This window comes from Microcoleus sp. bin48.metabat.b7b8b9.023, from assembly GCF_013299185.1.
Taxonomy (GTDB): Bacteria; Cyanobacteriota; Cyanobacteriia; order Cyanobacteriales; family Microcoleaceae; genus Microcoleus.
In genome coordinates this window covers 1-18,641 of sequence record NZ_JAAFKG010000049.1, presented here as the reverse complement: position 1 = coordinate 18,641, position 18,641 = coordinate 1, and the positions used below count along the sequence as shown (strand labels likewise).

14 protein-coding genes and 1 pseudogene are annotated in these 18,641 nt (G+C 44.6%); 7 read left to right on the top strand and 8 right to left on the bottom strand.

Annotation, left to right across the window (positions count from 1 at the left end; translation table 11 throughout):
- Positions 1-228 precede the first annotated feature (228 nt).
- The 3 genes from QZW82_RS23605 to QZW82_RS23595 all read right to left on the bottom strand — a co-directional run bounded on the left by QZW82_RS23605 (position 229) and on the right by QZW82_RS23595 (position 4,050).
- Positions 229-1,629 (bottom strand): oligosaccharide flippase family protein, encoded by a 1,401-nt coding sequence (locus QZW82_RS23605; protein ID WP_293153708.1) that lies wholly within the window; start codon positions 1,627-1,629, stop codon positions 229-231.
- 252 nt (positions 1,630-1,881) lie between these two features.
- On the bottom strand, positions 1,882-2,670 hold the full coding sequence (locus tag QZW82_RS23600; RefSeq protein WP_293153705.1) for a TIGR03943 family protein: 789 nt from the start codon (positions 2,668-2,670) through the stop codon (positions 1,882-1,884).
- Between the two features lie 303 nt (positions 2,671-2,973).
- Positions 2,974-4,050: a permease gene (locus QZW82_RS23595; RefSeq protein WP_293153702.1), complete on the bottom strand. Its 1,077-nt coding sequence runs from the start codon at positions 4,048-4,050 to the stop codon at positions 2,974-2,976.
- A gap of 1,008 nt (positions 4,051-5,058) precedes the next feature.
- Between QZW82_RS23595 and QZW82_RS23590 the strand changes: the two genes are divergently transcribed.
- On the top strand, positions 5,059-6,519 hold the full coding sequence (locus QZW82_RS23590) for an ATP-binding protein (protein ID WP_293153699.1): 1,461 nt from the start codon (positions 5,059-5,061) through the stop codon (positions 6,517-6,519).
- A gap of 154 nt (positions 6,520-6,673) precedes the next feature.
- Here QZW82_RS23590 and dnaN read toward each other — a convergent pair whose 3' ends face one another.
- A complete protein-coding gene (gene dnaN, locus QZW82_RS23585) occupies positions 6,674-7,813 on the bottom strand; it encodes a DNA polymerase III subunit beta (RefSeq protein ID WP_293153696.1) in 1,140 nt (379 codons plus the stop codon).
- A gap of 217 nt (positions 7,814-8,030) precedes the next feature.
- Between dnaN and QZW82_RS23580 the strand changes: the two genes are divergently transcribed.
- Complete coding sequence (locus tag QZW82_RS23580) at positions 8,031-8,321, top strand: hypothetical protein (protein ID WP_293153693.1); 291 nt, start codon at positions 8,031-8,033, stop codon at positions 8,319-8,321.
- A 227-nt stretch (positions 8,322-8,548) separates the two neighbouring features.
- On the opposite strand, the gene QZW82_RS23575 is transcribed toward QZW82_RS23580, so the two are convergent.
- The 3 genes and pseudogenes from QZW82_RS23575 to QZW82_RS23565 all read right to left on the bottom strand — a co-directional run bounded on the left by QZW82_RS23575 (position 8,549) and on the right by QZW82_RS23565 (position 11,341).
- Positions 8,549-9,973 carry a PLP-dependent aminotransferase family protein gene (locus QZW82_RS23575; RefSeq protein ID WP_293153690.1) on the bottom strand — a complete coding sequence of 475 codons (1,425 nt, stop codon included), beginning with the start codon at positions 9,971-9,973 and terminating at the stop codon, positions 8,549-8,551.
- A gap of 259 nt (positions 9,974-10,232) precedes the next feature.
- Positions 10,233-10,385 (bottom strand): annotated as a pseudogene (locus QZW82_RS23570) (IS1 family transposase); the annotation flags it as partial.
- A gap of 320 nt (positions 10,386-10,705) precedes the next feature.
- The gene (locus QZW82_RS23565) at positions 10,706-11,341 is read right to left on the bottom strand and encodes an MOSC domain-containing protein (RefSeq protein WP_293153687.1); all 636 of its coding nucleotides are present in this window, start codon (positions 11,339-11,341) and stop codon (positions 10,706-10,708) included.
- 555 nt (positions 11,342-11,896) lie between these two features.
- On the opposite strand from QZW82_RS23565, the gene QZW82_RS23560 reads away from it, so the two are divergent.
- A complete protein-coding gene (locus tag QZW82_RS23560; RefSeq protein WP_293153684.1) occupies positions 11,897-12,847 on the top strand; it encodes a diiron oxygenase in 951 nt (316 codons plus the stop codon).
- A 2-nt stretch (positions 12,848-12,849) separates the two neighbouring features.
- A complete protein-coding gene (locus tag QZW82_RS23555; RefSeq protein WP_293153681.1) occupies positions 12,850-13,575 on the top strand; it encodes a glutamine amidotransferase in 726 nt (241 codons plus the stop codon).
- 287 nt (positions 13,576-13,862) lie between these two features.
- Here the strand turns inward: QZW82_RS23555 and dnaA are convergent, their stop codons facing one another.
- Positions 13,863-15,236: a chromosomal replication initiator protein DnaA gene (gene dnaA / locus QZW82_RS23550; protein ID WP_293153804.1), complete on the bottom strand. Its 1,374-nt coding sequence runs from the start codon at positions 15,234-15,236 to the stop codon at positions 13,863-13,865.
- 346 nt (positions 15,237-15,582) lie between these two features.
- Between dnaA and QZW82_RS23545 the strand changes: the two genes are divergently transcribed.
- From QZW82_RS23545 to QZW82_RS23535, 3 genes are all read left to right on the top strand, one after another.
- Positions 15,583-16,824 carry an HhoA/HhoB/HtrA family serine endopeptidase gene (locus QZW82_RS23545; protein ID WP_293153678.1) on the top strand — a complete coding sequence of 414 codons (1,242 nt, stop codon included), beginning with the start codon at positions 15,583-15,585 and terminating at the stop codon, positions 16,822-16,824.
- Between the two features lie 393 nt (positions 16,825-17,217).
- Complete coding sequence (def, locus tag QZW82_RS23540; RefSeq protein WP_293153675.1) at positions 17,218-17,751, top strand: peptide deformylase; 534 nt, start codon at positions 17,218-17,220, stop codon at positions 17,749-17,751.
- Positions 17,752-17,786: 35 nt separating this feature from the next.
- Positions 17,787-18,347 carry an AAA family ATPase gene (locus tag QZW82_RS23535; protein WP_293153672.1) on the top strand — a complete coding sequence of 187 codons (561 nt, stop codon included), beginning with the start codon at positions 17,787-17,789 and terminating at the stop codon, positions 18,345-18,347.
- Positions 18,348-18,641: the final 294 nt, after the last annotated feature.

The window sequence follows — 18,641 nt, the reverse complement described above, 5'->3', positions numbered from 1 at the left end:
TACAGTCCAGGACGCACTCCCGACTCTTAGAAACCTATTTTTTTAGCAATATAAATGGCTGCTACCTCTTTTTTGGTCAAAAAACTGGTTTTTGAAATTTGTCGTGCGTCCATAACTCAATTAAACTTACCTCCTGAGAAGTGACTTAAATATCAATACACTTGGCTTATGGATATTCAACGAATTGCTTCTCAGGATTTTATGGGAAATACATACATATTTTAGAGGTCAGAATATTGCGCTCTGAACTGTACTGACAAATATGTCATGAGTCCGTCTTATATCTTCAGGTGAAATGCGATCTATCGGTAGTCCGCCACCCAGAGACTTTCTCACAAAAAGTATGATTGCTAGTGTCCCTAAAAACATTGCTGTCAACTTCATGTCCTCCCAAAAACAAGTTAGCCCTTCTTTCCTAAGACCGTAGGTAACTACTAAATAAGTAGGAATGTCACCGACAGCTACAGCAATCACAGCACCTAAATTACCCATAAAATGATATCCTACTGGGATGCCGATAGCGATACTCAAGAAAGTGGCCAGATTGCCCATAGCTGCGTACTGAGATTTCCCGATCGCTAACAAACAAGAACCCATCAAATTGTGGATAGTCGTGTGCCAAATACCTAAAGCCAAGATTGGCATCATCCAAGATGCTGCCATATACTCTTTCCTGTACAGACTTACAATTATCTGATCTCCAAAGCTGACAAAAATTGCTAAGCCTAGGGCTAAAGGGATCAGAATCAAGTTGCGGTTTTTGAGAATTTTGGCGCGCAATTCTTCGCGAGGCAAGTCTGCTAGCATCGAAATAGAAGGAAAAATTACCCTGCCTGCGAGGGCGACCATTACTTGACGAGGCATATCGCCGAGGGTAAAAGCAATGCCGTAAATGCCCAACATTGTTAAACTAAATATTTTTCCGAGAACTAGGCGATCGGCTTGGGAACACAGAAAATATAAAATTGTAGACAAAAATATCCATTTTCCATACGAAAATATTTCTTTAACTGCCTCTCGATCCCAAGCAAAACGGTTTGAATGACCGCGAATCAAAAAATGGCTCCATACTAATTCCACTATAGAGCTTGTCAAACCCCCTGCGAGGATAGCCCAGATACTGCGATCGAACCATGCCCAAACAATCATGACTGTAGTAGAAATGACCTGTATGGTCAATTCAAATATTACTACGTTCTTAACTGTCATTTTGCGTTCGAGAATGGATACGGAAGTAGATTTAAATCCTCCTATGAGAGTACTTATACTTATGATCGGAATCAACCACAGGAGACGGGGTTCTCGATAAAAAGTAGCGATTGGCCAGGTGATTAAAATTAAACAAAACCAAATAAAAACACTGCGAATAACTTGCATTGTCCAAGCGGTGTTGAGAAATTCTGGCTCTTCTCCACGCTTGTTTTGGATGATACTTGGGCCAAGACCAATGTCTGTAAATAGGTGGACACCTGCTATAAAAACGTAGGCTAGACCCATTAGACCAAATAGTTCTGGCAACAGCAGGCGCGTCAGGATTAGGTTGCTGCCGAATCGGATAATTTGACTGCTTCCATAGCTGGCGATCGTCCAGAAAGCACCTTTAATCGCTAATTTTTTTTCAGATGACATATAGGGAGAACTTATTTTCTAATTACGAGTCTAGTTGCTGAATTTCCTGTTGGCAACTCATACAGGATGCTGCTGCTACTTTTATAGCTGACTTTACCTTGTGTTAATTGCCCTACGGAGGAGGGGCTCTTTTGGCCCATCCCACAATCTCAAATACTACAGATTTCAAGTCGCGAGATTACACTGGCTGATTGGCGGGATGCCCATCTCGCGATCGCCAAGGTAAAATTTAATCTCCAACTTGCTGGCTGTCTAATAATCATAAGGGTTTTTAGGCTCGGGAATAGGTCGGAGGGAGGATGCTTGAATAATTAATTTGCGCTTGCCTTGCAGTTCTTCTACGATCGTCTCTCCTTCTATTTCTAGCCAACTGTCTGGGGCGAAGGCGGTGCGACTTTGACCGATCGCTAATTTGACAGGCAACCCGATCGGATAGGCGTCCGCCGCACAGCAGGTAATGATAAAACGCCCGATCCACATATATTGTTCTGCTACGTTGGGCGGGTGAATCACAAATCCTTGTACCTTGACTTTTTGACCTCTATATGTATCGGGTTCTGGATTGAAATTTAACAGCCGCACCCATTCGATGAGCGATCGCCTTTCGGGTTTTGTAGTATTGCGAAATTCTTGGGGTTGCAGTCTGGTGATGGGCACGGATTCGGTGAGGCCTCGTTCGAGTGCTGTCTGGCTGGTAAATGTGCGTGGCGTTACCGCTAAACCGATCAATGCGACGCTCAACATTAAGGTGCTGCCGATACTGGGGGGAAATAAAGTAATGTGTTCAACTTCTGTACTTCTGGCAGATTTTTTGGTTGAGGATGTCCGGGATTGCTTGTTGGCGCGATCGACTTTGATGATTTCCCAAGTTTTTAAACCGCCAATAATCATTAAGCTGATTCCGGCTGCTAGAGTCAATCCAAAGTAATTCGGGTGAATCAGAATGCTTAATTTCCCGGTGATCCAATATTTGAGGAGCAATATTCCCCACGCTAAGATAGCTAGGGCGTCCAGCCACGGGCTAATTTTCTTTAAATTCATTTTTAGTCATTGGTCATGGGGCATTGGGCGAAGCGAAGCGGAGGGATGGGGCATGGGGCATGGGGCATGGGGCATGGGGCATGGGGCATTGGCCAAACAGGGCATTGGCCAAACAGGGCATTGGGCATTGGTCAGTTGCTAGTTGTTAGTTGGTAGTTGGTAGGGGCGGTGCCCCCGTGCCCGCCCTCTTAGTGGTTAGTTGTCAGTAGTGCTGTCCCTGCGATCTCACGTTATTAGTCAGGGGAAATTAGTCAGGGGAAATTGGAAATTGGGAATCTATTGTTAGGCGTCCGGGCTAATTTATTAACCTAGATACAAATTGACAGCGAGGGTCATTAAAAAGGTTAACTGAGCGGCCAAAACCATTAAGTAAATTACAGAGCGACTTTTAAAAATAGACAGCATTAAACCGATGCCTTTGAGGTCAATCATCGGGCCAAAAACGAGAAATGCTAACAGCGAACCGCTGGTAAATGTGGAAGCAAAAGAAAGGGCAAAAAAAGCATCTACCGTAGAACAAATCGATACGACTGCGGCTAATAGCAGCATGGCCAGAATCGAGGAAACGGGGCCTTGGCCGAGGTTGAGAATTAGTTCGCGGGGTGCGCCAACTTGAATGATGGCGGCGATCGCACTTCCGACAACCAACACTCCTCCCAATTCCCGCAACTCCTGTACCATAGTATCTAAAAGCAGGCGCAGACGCTCTTTAGAAACGGGGTGGAACATGGAGGAACGTTTCGAGGTTTTTTCTGTTTTGCCTGTTTTTAAGGGCTGTCGCTGGTCTTGTAGCAAAGATTCGATCGGCACTGCACCGCCCTGACCGAGCATAAAAGTTCCCGACTGCAACAGTAGCGGAGTTTCGGCTGGGGCGAGTTCTGTTTCGGAAAACTCGGGTTTTGGAAGGGGAATCGCCCGGGCTACAGAGGGGTGTAACAGAGGCCGCAAGTCTGTTTGGACGCTGAACACCCAGCCGATAATTGTGGCTATCAACAGAGAAAAGACTACCCGCAAAACTACAATTTCTGGCTGATCGCGAAAAGCCGTCCAAGTCGCCCAAATTACCACGGGATTGATGGTAGGCGCCGCGAGTAAAAAGCCGATCGCGGCTGGTGCGGGGACTCCCTGCATTAGCAACCTGCGGGCTACGGGGACGTTACCGCACTCGCACACAGGAAACAAAAAGCCGATCGAACTACCCATCAAAGCCGCCAGCAGCGGGTTTCGCGGGATGCGGGATACGAGTTTGCGTTCGTCTACAAAACCCAGCAGCAAACCTGAGAATAAAACTCCCAGCAGCAGAAAAGGTATTGCTTCTACTAATAAGCTGAGAAAAAGGGTAAAAGCATTGTTTAACTGATTCGTGAGGGCTGGTTGCATCAATCACTTACTGGTAAATTTGTATCTAGTTGCACGTCTTCGGCAGATCCCCTGTCGATCATACCTGCTTCACAGCCCTAAGTTAAGATTCAGTTGAAACTTTTTGCTAAGATCGTCAATGTTATCTGTCAACTGTCAACTGTCAACTGTCAACTGTCAACTGTCAACTGAATGAGTGCGGTGCCTTGTCGGGCGATCGCACAATTATAGTTTTCCTCTATCGTTAATTAATTATGATTTTCAGTAGACAAGATTGCCAAAATATTTTTGCGGTGTTGTTTGCATCAATTCTTGTTCCCTGTTCCCTGTTCCCTGTTCCCTGTTCCCTATTCCCGACTTTTGCAAGAAGTCTAGTAATATAGGGCTTGCTGAAAAAGTGTACGTAGTGGAAAAACGAGGCTACACAGCTTAAAAAATAGTAGGTTTATTGCTTGCATTCCCAAATTTATCCAGAAACTAAGAATGAAAGTGCAAGGGTTTTGAGCCTGTATAATTCTATAACTTGAACTCCTGTAGAGCCTAGAAAGCTTTAACCCTTTATCTGGCAAGCTTTCTACTTTTATTCAGCGAGCGCTAATATCGCAATCCCTAAATGATTCATAAAGATTTGTAGGGGTGGTACCCCGTGCCTACGCCCTATCTATGCGGGCAACCGGGAGCTTTAAATGATGCGAGGATTGCTAGAGCGGGTTACTGTTAACAACAGGTTAAGATTTCAACCCAAGGTTAATTAATAGTTAAATACTCCGACCAAGCGTCAATATTCCTAAAGTCAATATAAAATAAAGTCAGGCATAATTGCCAGGGCGCATCTATCTCGGTCATACTCGAACTTGCCTAATACTTAAAGTGGTAAAATCTCATTTGCCACCCTAAGTTTTTTATGTAATTGAAAATTCCGTTTACCAGAAGAATGTCGGCGAAAGCACTCAGCTACTCATCGACTGAGCTTTGCTGGCTAAATATCTGTTGGCAAATAGAACCCCAAAAAAGCGTACTGATGAATTTATGTTAAATACCTCGTGCATAGAAAGACCAGCCCCACCCCTCTCCCAGGCTGACTTAGGAGAACTTTCTTTAGACTCTACTCTCGTGGAATTGTCGCTTTACGCTTTTAACGTAGAAGCTACGGATTTGGGAATACAAATTTCCCAGATGTTAGAAGCTAATCCGCTATTACCGGGAGTCATTTTAACCGATCGAGGTGAATTTGCGGGGATGATTTCCCGGCGGAGATTTTTAGAATTTCTCAGCCGTCCTTTTGGGCGAGAATTATTTTTAAAGCGGCCTGTGAGGGCTTTGTACCGCTTTGCCCAAACTGAGACTTTAATTTTCCCCAGCAATACTTTAATCGTGGATGCAGCCCGGAAGTCGCTGCTGCGATCGAAAGAACTGCTTTATGAACCGATTGTCGTTCAAGTGTCGCCTCAAAATTATAGTTTGGTAGACGTACACGAACTGCTAGTAGCCCAATCTAATATTCACGAACTAGCAACAAAATTACTGAGACAGCAAACTCAATCTCAACTAATTCAAACCGAAAAACTAGCCAGTTTGGGGCAGATGGTTGCTGGAGTTGCCCACGAAATTAGAAACCCCGTCACCTGCATCAGCGGAAATCTCGGTTTTTTATCAAACTACTCAAAAGACATCTTGCAATTGCTGACTGCTTACGAACAAATTGTCGGCCCTAGCGCACAAATTGACGAACTCAAAGAAGACATAGAATTTGATTTTTTACAAGAAGATTGGGCGGAAATACTCAAAAGTATGAAGGTTTCATCCGAGAGACTGACGGAACTTGTCACCAGCCTGCACACCTTCTCTCACATGGACGAAACCCACTTGAAAGAATCTAATATCCACGAGTGTATTGACAGTACGCTACTAATTATGAAAAACCGTCTCAAATACGGTTTTAAGGTAGTTAAAACCTATGGAAATTTACCTTTGGTGAAGTGTTATTCTGGTCAGTTGAGCCAGGTATTTATGAATATTGTCAGCAATGCGATGGACGCCTTGGAAGATCTAAAAGGAACAAAAGGTTTTGTGCCTGCGATTACTATTCAAACTGAGGTAATAAACAGTGCTGACGGAGACTGCGTAAGTTCAGAATTAATCCAAAATTATGTTTTGGGCGATGGCGTCGGGCCCCGCAAGCTACGACAAAATGCAAAATTGCTATCGTCCGCCAGCCCAAATGGAGACTTCAGCCCAGAAGCAGCGGGAAAAAATCCCAATAATGCTTGGATAGCGATCAGAATTGCCGATAACGGGCCGGGAATTGCGCCCGAAATTCAGCGGCGGATTTTTGAGACATTTTTCACTACTAAACCAGCGGGGAAAGGTACTGGTTTGGGGTTGGCAATTACTCATCAAATTGTTACGGAGAAGCATAAAGGTAAGTTGAATTTGCATTCAACGCCCGGTACTGGTACGGAATTTGAGATCTTGTTGCCATTAATTTAAATAAGGTACGTTGTTGCGCTTCAGCGCTCTTGTGATACCGGAAAGAGCGCTGAAGCGCAACTACGTACCTAAAAAGAATAAATGGTATGTTGTTGCGCTTCAGCGCTCTTTCATATAGAGCGCTGAAGCGCAACAACGTACCTTCTTCGAGCAATTAAGGTCGAAGCTGAACAGGCATTACTAAGAATGTGGCATTGACTCCGCCCAAAGGCTGAAAAATTACAGGGGCAAGAGCACCATTTAATTGCAGTTGAATTTCGGGAGATTGAGCCGTTTTCAAAATGTCAACTAAGTATTTCACGTTGAAAGCAATATCTATGCTTTCTCCCGAAATCTGTGCCGGCATTGACTCTTTACCGCAGCCGACATCTTTGGCGTCTACTGACAAAGTGATTTCCTGATTTTCCTCGTCGATGCTACATTTGAGGATATTATTTTTTTGGTCGGCAAACACTGCAATTCTTTCGACTGCTGCTAAGAGCGATCGCCGCTCAAGAGTAATTTGCCGCTCAAAAGAGGGCGGAATCAACTGTCGGTAGGCGGGATATTGCCCTTCCAAGGTGCGGGTTGTCAGGCGCTGCTCGGCCCATTCAAACACTACTTGACCGTGTTCAAAATGTAGGGTGACTGGTTCAGTCCACTGTCGCATCACCAGCATTCTTTCTACTTCCCGCAATGCTTTAGCGGGTACAGTCACCTCAAATTCTTCTTCGGTTTCTTCACCTTCTGCTTTTTCGTTGGCAGTTTGAACTACTGCCAATCTGTGGCCGTCTGTAGCTGCAAATTCTAAGCAATCTTTCAGTACCTTTAAATGCACGCCTGCCAGTACCTGTTTTGCTTCGTCGGGGCTAGTAGCAAATAAAGTTCCTTTGAGTCCTTCTATCAAGGCTTCGGGCGGCAATTTCAGGATTGTTCCTGCTTCGATTGCGGGCAATTCTGGGAATTCTTCGGGGCCCATGCCTCTGACTTGATAGCTGCCAGAACTGCAAGTGAGACAAGCGACGGTATCTCCGGCTTCGTCTTCTAAAGTAATCTCTCCATTTGGGAGTCTGGAAACTATATCGTTGAGCAATTTCGCGGGTATGGTAAAACTACCGCCGCCAGTCACTTCTGCTGCAAAGCTGGTGCGAATACCCAAACTGAGATCGAAAGCTGTTAAGCTAACCCGCTGATTTTCCTCATCCGCTACTAAGAGCACGTTGGCTAGTACGGGATGTGTCGGGCGGGAGGGAACGGCCCGACTTACCAACGAGAGGTTGGCGTTGAGGTCACTTTGGGTGCAAACCAATTTCATGAGATGAAGGTTAATTAACCGGATTTGAGATAGAAACAAATCGTATCACAGAAAGTAGGTGGCTCGGTTTTTCTGTGTGTAGGTGTACACACAGCACCAGATTCATTTTTAATTTGTTGAATTATTTTTCTGGGGTTCGCTCTGTGCAAACTGTGGAAAACAAAATTAAATGCTTGTCTGAAAAGGCTTGTAGTTGCTTTTTGCCTGTGGAAAACTTGTGGAAAAGCTGGAAAAAGTCGATCGCCCGCCCCTCGATCCTCAAAAACTTTTTTCAGCCAGAGAGTTAAGGATGTTTAGGGTGTCGATGATATCGAAGAATGTCCAGGTTAAAAGCATCCGTGATATTTTCCACAAACTTACGGTGATTTGTCCACAGGTTTTTCCACAGCTAATCTCAAATCCGATGCCACCGGATTTGAGATTACCCACAGTCAGGACACGACGGTGTAGCGTTTCCCTACAATTGGCGATCGTTACATTCGAGCAAGACAAGCTGAAGTGCATTTAAATTGTATAGTCAAGTTTAAAAAAAGTTCTGTGGGGTGGGCCAGAAAGCCCGCCCGAAAAATACAATTTAGATGCGAAACAGCTTATTCAGCCGAGATATATTTGAAATTGAAGCAACGCCTGATATTACAGTCGCCAAACCTCGATATCATAGAATCTGTTTAACAAAAAAGTCGCCTCCCTACTTAAGCATCCAGCTAATTCTAGTGAGGACATCATTGTTTACCATCAATGCCTCAAACCTTTAAGTATATTGAATGCTTGATGAATTTCAGATTCTGTAACTGCGCCATATCCAAGCACCAAATAACAATTTGCCTCTTTTGTATCAGGCTCAAAATAAGCTGCCCCTGAGCACAAACCCACTCCTCGTTCTGCTGCGAGATCCACAATCTCGTCTGCGGGCTGATTAGGTGGAAGCTTAATCCAAAACTGCATACCACCACCAGGGAGTTGCCAACTCCACTCTGGAAACAACTCTCGTAAATACGTAGCGATCGAGTCTCGTTTCTGACGATAATGAATTCGCATCCGTCGCAGGTGACGTTCCACTGCTCCAGATTCTAACAGTTTCGCGACCCAACGTTGCAAGACTAAACTCGTCCCACCATCCAACTGCCACCGAATATCAACTAGGCGCCGAATAATTTCTGGATGAGCCACAATATACCCTAGTCGTAAACTATTAAACAATAGCTTGGAAAAAGTGCCCATGTAAACGACTCGTCCTCCAAAATCTCCAGCTTTTAATGCAGGTAATGGATGCCGATCGTAATAAAACTCACTATCGTAATCATCTTCAACGATCAGGGCATCCTGTACTTCAGCTAGTTGCAACAAAGCCGATCGACGACTGGGCGACAGAGTTACACCTTGAGGAAAATGATGTTCGGGCATCACGTAGTGGATTCGAGCAGAATAGGCATCCTCAGTTAAGCGAACTCCTTCCGAATCTACGGGACAAGCAATTCCTTTCATACCTCGCGTGATGAAATTTTGAGGAATAGTTAGATAACCGGGAGTCCCATAGCTAATGCTGCCACCATAAGGCGCAACCAAGATACTCAAGAGAGAAGAGGAATGCTGCGATCCATGAGTAATTAAAACTTGATTCGGTTCAGCTTGAATACCTCGCGTTGGTAGAACCTTTTGACAGAGTGCCTGAATGAGTTCTAAATCTCCATTATCTTTCTTGTAATGACTCAATTCAGGAATAGCTTGGCGAATCATCTGATTCAATGTTTGCTGCATAGTCTTGAGTGGTAGGCGATCGACTTGAGCAAGGCTTGGTGTGAAGCAAATTTTGTCTGTATCGCGATCGACTGCTTGAAAGGTATAGGAGGCTTCAGTTAATAACCACTTCGGAAATCCCTGTGTGTTGCGAATCTTGTCTTCTGGTTGTAAGACTGGAATTTGAGTAACGACAGTACCATGTCCTACTTTGCCTGTGCAGTACCCTTGTGCACACAGTTCTTCATACGCTAGAACAACTGTTCGACGAGCAATTCCCAATTCGATCGCCAATTGACGACTGGGAGGTAGCGGTGTATTAGCAGTTAGTGTACCAGAGGCGATCGCATTGCGGATCTGCTCCAATATTTGTAGGTAATACGGAAGATGTTTAGAGGTCTTATCTAAATCGATATGCAGCATATTGGTACATAAAAATAGCCACTAATTAGATCGTGACATTAGACCAATTAATCTAGCACAGAGTTCCCTGGACGGAGGAAATTAATAATTCGCGCCTCCATATGAGTTTAATCAGCTTTATTGTGGAACTGATCGGAGAGCCAGTTCTTGATAATGATCTGGTGCATCTGGTATTTTTTAATGGCGAAGCATTCCGACAGATAATTTATTAGTGATAACCAGAGATTGGTAGTAATAAATATGTAGTGATTAGATTTTATTAGCTCAAAATATAGTTGTAATGATGGATGAAATACCAAATATCACTAATATGGTTTTCTAAATTTTTAGAAAATGAAAGAGTCTTTCTTACTAAACGAGAAACACGTTGGCGCAAAGTATTATTAAATCTTTAAATGTGATTAGTTTTTCCACTGTCTTTACCAACTGGCTGATGGCGTTTGCTTGGAAAAATACAAGCATATGCGCCCCAAAAATCCGTATAGCAAACAGCACATTGTCGATATACAGGAGGTAGAGAATTCCATAAGTGTTGGTAGATATCAAGGATGGAAGTAATAGTCACTTATGATAGCCTAAGTGTAACTAAATCTACATTCGAGCGCGCAAAAAAATATTAAAGTCACAAAAATTGATTGTGTGAGTTATAAAAATATCCTATGAATTCAATTACAGTAATTAAAATTCACTACATATTTATTACTACCATATGGTTTAATCCTCTAAATTCACCTATTCATTTTCACCAATCAACCGAGGTTTAGAATCGGGATTGATGCCTCGATTGGCTCGATTTGCTAAGGTGTGTTGCCAGTTGGGAGCCAGCAGTGGACATATAGCTAGGGAGGCGGCCAGTTCGCGATCTTTGATCTGTTGATGCATGATTTCATTAGCACGGGCGATCGTCCATTGTGGATAAGGGCGATCGACTAAAGTGACAACTTGGTTTGGTGCTACATATCCTTCTTGTAAAACCCGAAAATACCAGCCAGTCCGACCGTTTTGTTGCACCTGCAACGCGAGATCTTTGATGCGCCATCGTCGCGACAATTTCCAGCATGGCTGACGGGGTTGGGAAACTTGAACTAAAGCATCACCAATTTCATAGGTATCACCAATGCAGACTGACGACTCTGTTTGTCCAACGATTGTGAAGTTTTCTCCAAATGCTCCATAGCCTAACTCTGGAAGCATTAATTGCCGTTGCCATTCGCGATAATGTTCAGTCGCGTAGGCAAGTACGGCTTTTTCAGATCCGCCATGATGGAGTAAATCTGCTTGTCCATCACCATCTAAATTCGTTTTCCCTAGCCATACAGAGCGATCGATCGGCTCTTTAAAAAATCCAGTAAACCAAGGACGATCCATTGGATTAAGAGCGCTTTCTGTCCCTAGGTTTCTAGGCAAACCCACTTGAATTGAAACTAAATAGGGCGTATCTATCAAACTCATAAGAAAAATTTGTGCAATGGATGCCATCATACCTAAGTAATGGACTTATGTAATGAGCCAATCTTGGATATTTTTTGTGTACCAATTTGCCACAAAGGGCAAAAGTACAGTTCGGACTACTTAATAAATCTCGAACTTTCAACGAAACTTTTAGGACTAAGGGTAAGCATCCTATGGATAGTAACCACTAGAGGGTTTGCCCATACAAAGCACCATATATTTGGGCGTTGTGTTGATACTAGGATTGGTATCGCTAGATTTTTAGTATCCTTTTTCGTTAGAAATCATACAAGACGAAATATTCCAGCAATGGTACACTCAAAATATCTTTAATTGGAGCATTAGTTAGCTCCAATGACGCCACATCATATATAGTAGTAAATGTTTGTTACTAATGAAACGGAGTTGATTAGGAATTGTAAACATTGATTGTCTGTAACGTTGTTTCCCTTAATGTCAAGGAACTTTTTCATGATGACAGTGAACAAGCTAGGTGCATCTATCTTTCAGGAAAACTACAAAAGCCCTTTGGGCCGATGGAATGAATCAAGTTGGATACGGAACAAACCTCTTCGGGAAGGTAACATTGAAGGTTTACCCTTTTCTCCCGATCTCGTCCCGTTAGCCGATCATCCTGCCATTGCGTCAGATTCAACTCATCGGGTAACGGTTCTAGCTTATCGACTCCTTGCCCATTTACAATTCACAACTTTGTTGGAATTGAGTCATGTCAATCCTGTTTGCAGCAGTCTGGCTCAAGGAAATGCACCCATTTTTTTAAGCACGCTTCAGCGCAATGATGCTCTGCGAATTTATTGCGATGAAGGAGGACACGCTCTCTTTGTTGAATTATTTTCAACTCAGGTGGAGGAGGCATTCGGACTCGATCGATCGGTTATTGGTCGTCCACACTTCGATCGCATCATCGAGAAAATTATTGCTGAACATCAAACTCGGCTGTCGCCCCATCTCATTCAACTGTTTTTTGTCACAATCTCAGAAACTCTGGTGACAAAGGTTCTTAACAATGTTCCCCACGATCCTCAAGTCTCTCCTATTGTCCGTGCGGTTATCGGCGATCATGCGGCTGACGAAGCGTTGCACAGCGTTTATTTTCGTGGCTTGTTCCCCGTCCTTTGGCAAAGCCTTGCATCCTATGAGCAAGAGGAAATGGGACAATTACTGCCACAACTGGTATGGGCATTTCTGGCTCCCGATCGCCAACTCGAATACAGTATTCTGAGGCGCTTAGGCTTTAATGCAAAGGATTCGGAAGGAATTCTAGAAGAGGTTTACGTACCCAGCCAAATTGCTAAATTTGTTCAACAAGCTGCCAATCCAACCTTAAAAATGTTTGCCGCCGCTGGAGTGTTGGACGATCGTACAATTGAGCAAGTTTTCGCAGATTACGAATTGATTTAAGGATGACTACTTTGAAACACGCCACTGTCATTAGACATATTGCCTTTGAGGATCTGGGAAGTTTAGCTGAAGTATTGAATCAGCAAAACTACACAGTCAGATATTTAGAAGCTGGATTGGATGATTTGACTCAGATCGATCGCAACACAAGTCTGCTGATAATTCTGGGAGGCCCAATTGGAGCTTACGATGAGCAGGATTATCCGTTTCTAATTGATGAGTTACGTCTATTAGAATATCGTCTGGCTAACGATTTGCCTACGCTAGGAATTTGCTTAGGAGCACAGTTGATGGCTCGTGCTTTAGGAGCGAAGGTTTATCCTGGAGCGCAAAAAGAGATTGGATGGTCTCCTCTAAACTTGAGTCTAGCAGGTCAGCAAACACCACTCGCTCACTTAGCAGGAGATAAAATAGCCGTTCTCCACTGGCATGGAGATACCTTCGATCTGCCTACTGATAGCACTCATTTAGCGGCTAGCGCGATCTATCAAAACCAAGCTTTTTCATGGAAAAAAGGAGGATTGGCGTTGCAGTTTCATCCAGAAGTCACAGCTCAAGGATTAGAACGGTGGTTCATTGGTCATGCGTGTGAAATTGGAGCAACGCCCGATCTCACAGTCGCTAAACTTCGAGAGGATACGATTCGTTATGCTGGACATTTATCAGTTCAAGCAGCAAAGTTCTGGGAAGATTGGTTAGCGTCTTTACCGCAGGCTGTAAAATTGTAATAATAGAACAGCCTTGGGTGCATCTCTACTTTGCAAGGGCGAAGCATTCCGGCACACAATTTATTAGTGAGAATCAGAGATTTACTGCCGGAATGCTTCGCCCCTACGAGTATATAGCCTTTCTCAAAAAGATGAGGTATAACTGACAGCTTATATAACCAATTAAACCAAGAGGGCCCAAGCCCAACAACGTCCGCGAATCTTTCTGAGAACCGCTATATTTGCACTCATTGAGATGCATTCGTCCGAATCCTGTCATGGCTTCTTTCTTTCTTTCTTTCTTCTTCTTAACTTTTGCGGCTGACAGCGTTAATTCGATCGCTCAATTGACGCAAAGTTTGGGCTAAAGTCGGATCGGTATTCCGCAACTGAGCAATTTTGTCGCAACTGTAAAGCACTGTCGTGTGATCCTTGCCGCCGAAAACTTCGCCAACCTTCGGCAAACTTAAATCGGTATGCTGCCGAATTAAATACATCCCGATTTGACGGGCAAAGCTAATTTCTCGCCTGCGGGAAACACCTTTCAAGTCTTCCACAGAAACATCAAACACCTCAGCCACAACTGCAATGACTGCATCGGGTGTCGCCTCTACGGTTTCAGTTTGCGGGTTCAAAATCGGAGTGATATTCTCCACAGTCATCGGCAAACCGGTAATAGAAAGATATGCTACGGCTCGAATTAAAGCACCTTCTAATTCCCGCACGTTGGAAGTGTAACTAGAAGCAATATATTCTATGACATCTCGCGGCAGCCTCATGTTTTCATATTCGGCTTTTTTCTGCAAAATTGCCATGCGTGTTTCCAAGTCTGGCAATTGAATATCGGCAATTAATCCCATCGAAAATCTGGAACACAAGCGCTCTTGCAGGCGGGGAATCTGCTGCGGCGGGCGATCGGAAGCTAAAACCACTTGATTCCCGGCTTCGTGCAATGTATTAAAAGTGTGGAAAAACTCTTCTTGGGTGTATTCTTTGCCTTCTATAAATTGGATGTCATCTATTAATAAAACATCGGCTGCGCGATAGTGATCGCGGAAAGTTTGCATACTATCTTTGCGAATGGCTGCGATTAAATCGTTGGTGAATTTTTCAGTTGAAACGTAAAAAACTTTGGCGCTGGGGTCGATTTCTAAGCGATAATGACCGATCGCCTGCATTAAGTGAGTTTTGCCCAAACCAACGCCGCCGCACAAAAATAGGGGATTGAATTCTCGGCCCGGAGACTCGGCTACTGCAAGGGAGGCTGCGTGGGCCATGCGGTTGTTGGAACCGACGACAAAGCGGGAAAATACGTATTTGGGGTTTAAATGGGCAGGTTTAGGGGGGTGTAGCGAGTGGCTTTCGGGGCTATCGGCGATCGGCGAAAAGGGCCAAATCATGGCGGAGTCGTTGCTGCCACCTGTTTCGGTACCACCGGCAATTGTCAAGTAGATTTCTACGGGATAGCCGAGAATTTCTTCAACTGCGTCGGCGATGGTTTTGACGTAGTATTTTTGCAACCAATTGCGAGCAAAGGGGTTGGGGGTGCTGACGATCAAACAGTTATTTTCGAGTTGTTCGGCCGTGGCAGTTTTGATCCACGTCTCAAAGCTAGGTCTGCTAAGTTGTACCTGGAGACGTTCAAGTATCTGATTCCACAGACTTTCGAGCGTAATGTCCACTGCTTTCCTCTGCCGATCGGCATTCAAGAGATTCTCTAGTCCAGACATTTCAGTTTAGTCGAGTTCGTGGTTGGGAAGCTAGACCGACAGTTGACAGTTGACAGTTGACAGTTGACAGTTGACAGTTCGTTGTAGGGGCAGTGGATGGTGCGGGCCTGCCCTCTTAGCTGACAGTTGACCTGTGACAGCTCTCAATCGAAAATCCAAAATGAGAAGCCGAATGTTACAGTTTATAAAAGTCTACCGATCGCCCAAAAATTTTGTTTGTGGCTCTGTGGATATAGCAGGTATCAAAGAGCTGCTAGGCAAGTATTTAAATTTGGCCCGAAAGCCTTAAAACGTAGCGATGAAGAGTTCTACTGGCAAATTTTGGAAGCAACCGGCAATTTACATATTGCTGCTGGTAACGGGAGCCGCAGCCGCCATGTTGGGCGATCGACTATCAGTTTCTCAATTGCGTGCAAATTCGGGGGATGCGGGACAAACAACCCTGCAACCGAGATTGCAAGTGCCTGCTAGTACGAAGCCTCAAGCTAGCAAAGTCTTGCCGTCTGTTCCCTTGTCGGGGGATGCGGCTAATGTGAATTTTATTGTGGCTGCGGTGGCCAAAGTGGGCCCGGCTGTGGTGCGGATCGATGCTTCGCGCAAGGTGAAACCAGGAAATAGAGGGATTTCGCCGGAGGATTTTTTTGGCGGACAACCAAATTCGGGCGGGCGGGGCGGAATCGAACGGGGTACTGGTTCTGGTTTTGCGATCGGGACTGACGGCGTGATTCTCACTAACGCTCACGTTGTGGAGGGCGCAGATACAGTAAATGTCACCCTCAAGGACGGCCGCAGCTATCAGGGGCGGGTGTTGGGGGCGGATAAGGTGACGGATGTTGCTGTGGTGAAGATTGAGGCGAATGATGTGCCTGTGGTGACGATCGGCAATTCTGATAAGCTGCTGTCTGGGGAATGGGCGATCGCGATCGGCAATCCTTTGGGTTTGGACAATTCGGTGACAGCCGGGATAATTAGCGCTACAGGGCGATCGAGTACCGAGGTGGGCGTACCCGACAAGCGCATTGGTTTTATTCAAACAGACGCTGCAATCAATCCGGGGAATTCCGGCGGCCCGCTGCTGAATGCTTCGGGGGAAGTTATCGGGATGAATACGGCGATTATTCAAGGTGCTCAAGGATTGGGGTTTGCGATTCCGATTCAGGCGGCGCAAGAGGTGGCGAAGGAACTGATTTCGACGGGGAAAGTCGAACACGCTTATTTAGGCATTGAAATGGCGACACTGACTCCAGAGGTGAAGCAGCAAATTAACAGCAATGCTAACAGCAATCTGCGAGTTGCAGTCGATCGGGGTGTGGCGATTGTGAGTGTGGTTCCTAACTCTCCCGCAGCCGCCGCAGGTTTGCGGGCTGGAGATGTGATTCAAAAGATTAACAATCAGCCGATTATTCAGTCGGAAGCTGTTCAGGAGTTCGTGCAAAATGCGAAAGTTGGCGGCAATTTGCAAGTGGAAATCAACCGCAACGGGCAAATAGTTAATTTGAGTGTTAAGCCGGGGAGTTTACCTGTTCAAAAAGTTCAGTAAATTGTTGACAGTCAACAGTTAAATTAACCAACCGTTCCAAGTAAGGACTTAAGTCCTTCTTTATAAGGTTCGTAGTAAGGACTTAAGTCCTTCTTTGATAAGGTTCGTAGTAAGGACTTAAGTCCTTCTTTATAAGGTTCGTAGTAAGGACTTAAGTCCTTCTTTATAAGGTTCGTAGTAAGGACTTAAGTCCTTCTTTGATAAGGTTCGTAGTAAGGACTTAAGTCCTTCTTTGTAAGGTTCGTAGTAAGGACTTAAGTCCTTCTTTGTAAGGTTCGTAGTAAGGACTTAAGTCCTTCTTTGTAAGGTTCGTAGTAAGGACTTAAGTCCTTCTTTGTATGTAAAATTCTGCTGAGGACTGAAGTCCTCACTACAAACAAATAACCAATTAATATGTCAGAAATATTGCAAATTTCACAATTAGGAAATCCCGTACTGCGGCAACCGTCGCAAGTTGTCGAAAACGTGAAGGACGATCGCATTCAACAGCTAATCGACAACCTAATTGCTACCGTCCAACACGCGCACGGAGTCGGGATTGCCGCCCCTCAAGCTGCGATGTGCGATCGGCTGTTTATCGTCGCATCCCGTCCCAACCTGCGGTATCCCCAAGCGCCGCACATGGAACCGACAGCGATGATCAATCCCCGGATTGTCGCTGCATCGACAGAAAAAGTTAAAGACTGGGAAGGCTGTTTGAGTATTCCGGGGATACGGGGGTTAGTGCCGAGAAGCAGGGCGATCGAAATTGAATACACTTGTAGAGACGGCAAACTTCACAAACAAGAATTAACTGATTTTGTAGCTCGGATTTTTCAGCACGAACACGACCATTTAGATGGCATCGTGTTTTTAGACAGGGTGGAAAGTATGCAAGAACTAATGACTGAAGATGAGTACCAAAAGCAAATTATCAACCTACTTTAGCAGTCTTTATTCACAAAGGTTTACGTTTTAAAATCATGAATAGCAATCAACAACCTGCAAATCATCAGCCACAAATTATTTTAATTACTGGCAATATGGCTGCTGGAAAATCAAGTGTTGCCCAATCACTTGCCGAAAGGTTTCCCAAAAGTATTCACCTGCGCGGGGATATCTTTCGTCGCCTAATTGTGAATGGGCAGGCCCAAATGACGTTAAATTTGTCAGCAGAGGCATATCAGCAACTTCAATTGCGCTATCACCTGGCAGCAATGGCAGCGCGACAATATCTCCAGGCTGGCTTTACCGTTGTCTATCAAGACATTATCATTGGTTCGGCACTAGCTGAGGTAATTGCCTCGTTTCATGATGTGCCGTTGCGCGCGATCGTCCTGTGTCCCTCGGCAGAGGTTGTAGCGGCACGGGATGCAGCACGATCGAAGACTGGATATGCCAACGAAACCATGGTTTATGAATTCGATCGCATCCTCCGCACCGAAACCCCTCATCTCGGTTATTGGCTGGATTCAACCCATCTCACGGTTCCAGAAACGGTCGATCGGATTTTGGCACATTTACAAGATGAATCCGTGAATTGACATCGCCATGTGCCGATCGCTCCTAAATCAATCGTTCAAACAGAAGACATATGATACTTGACATTTAAAATTTGGCGTATAATTGTTAAATAATATCAAAGATGTTGCGAACAGGAGAGCAAATGTCTATCAATTTGGATAAAGGCGGGAGAATCAATCTTTCTAAAGACTGTAGTTTAGACTAAAAAATGAGCGCAGCTAAAAGTAGCCACCTTTGAATCTCAGGCAAGCTGTTGCTCAAAAATTCAAAAAGTAGAAGATTAAATAGCTAATCTTGAAGACTTTTTGCGCCGA

Excerpts from the sequence above, each read along its gene's own strand:
- QZW82_RS23595 (WP_293153702.1), bottom strand. The coding sequence starts at position 4,050 with ATGCAACCAGCCCTCACGAATCAGTTAAACAATGCTTTTACCCTTTTT.
- QZW82_RS23590 (WP_293153699.1), top strand. The coding sequence starts at position 5,059 with ATGTTAAATACCTCGTGCATAGAAAGACCAGCCCCACCCCTCTCCCAG.
- dnaN (WP_293153696.1), bottom strand. The coding sequence starts at position 7,813 with ATGAAATTGGTTTGCACCCAAAGTGACCTCAACGCCAACCTCTCGTTG.
- QZW82_RS23535 (WP_293153672.1), top strand. The coding sequence starts at position 17,787 with ATGAATAGCAATCAACAACCTGCAAATCATCAGCCACAAATTATTTTA.
- QZW82_RS23605 (WP_293153708.1), bottom strand. The coding sequence starts at position 1,629 with ATGTCATCTGAAAAAAAATTAGCGATTAAAGGTGCTTTCTGGACGATC.
- QZW82_RS23555 (WP_293153681.1), top strand. The coding sequence starts at position 12,850 with ATGACTACTTTGAAACACGCCACTGTCATTAGACATATTGCCTTTGAG.
- QZW82_RS23560 (WP_293153684.1), top strand. The coding sequence starts at position 11,897 with ATGATGACAGTGAACAAGCTAGGTGCATCTATCTTTCAGGAAAACTAC.
- QZW82_RS23565 (WP_293153687.1), bottom strand. The coding sequence starts at position 11,341 with ATGGATCGTCCTTGGTTTACTGGATTTTTTAAAGAGCCGATCGATCGC.
- QZW82_RS23545 (WP_293153678.1), top strand. The coding sequence starts at position 15,583 with ATGAAGAGTTCTACTGGCAAATTTTGGAAGCAACCGGCAATTTACATA.
- def (WP_293153675.1), top strand. The coding sequence starts at position 17,218 with ATGTCAGAAATATTGCAAATTTCACAATTAGGAAATCCCGTACTGCGG.
- QZW82_RS23600 (WP_293153705.1), bottom strand. The coding sequence starts at position 2,670 with ATGAATTTAAAGAAAATTAGCCCGTGGCTGGACGCCCTAGCTATCTTA.
- QZW82_RS23575 (WP_293153690.1), bottom strand. The coding sequence starts at position 9,973 with ATGCTGCATATCGATTTAGATAAGACCTCTAAACATCTTCCGTATTAC.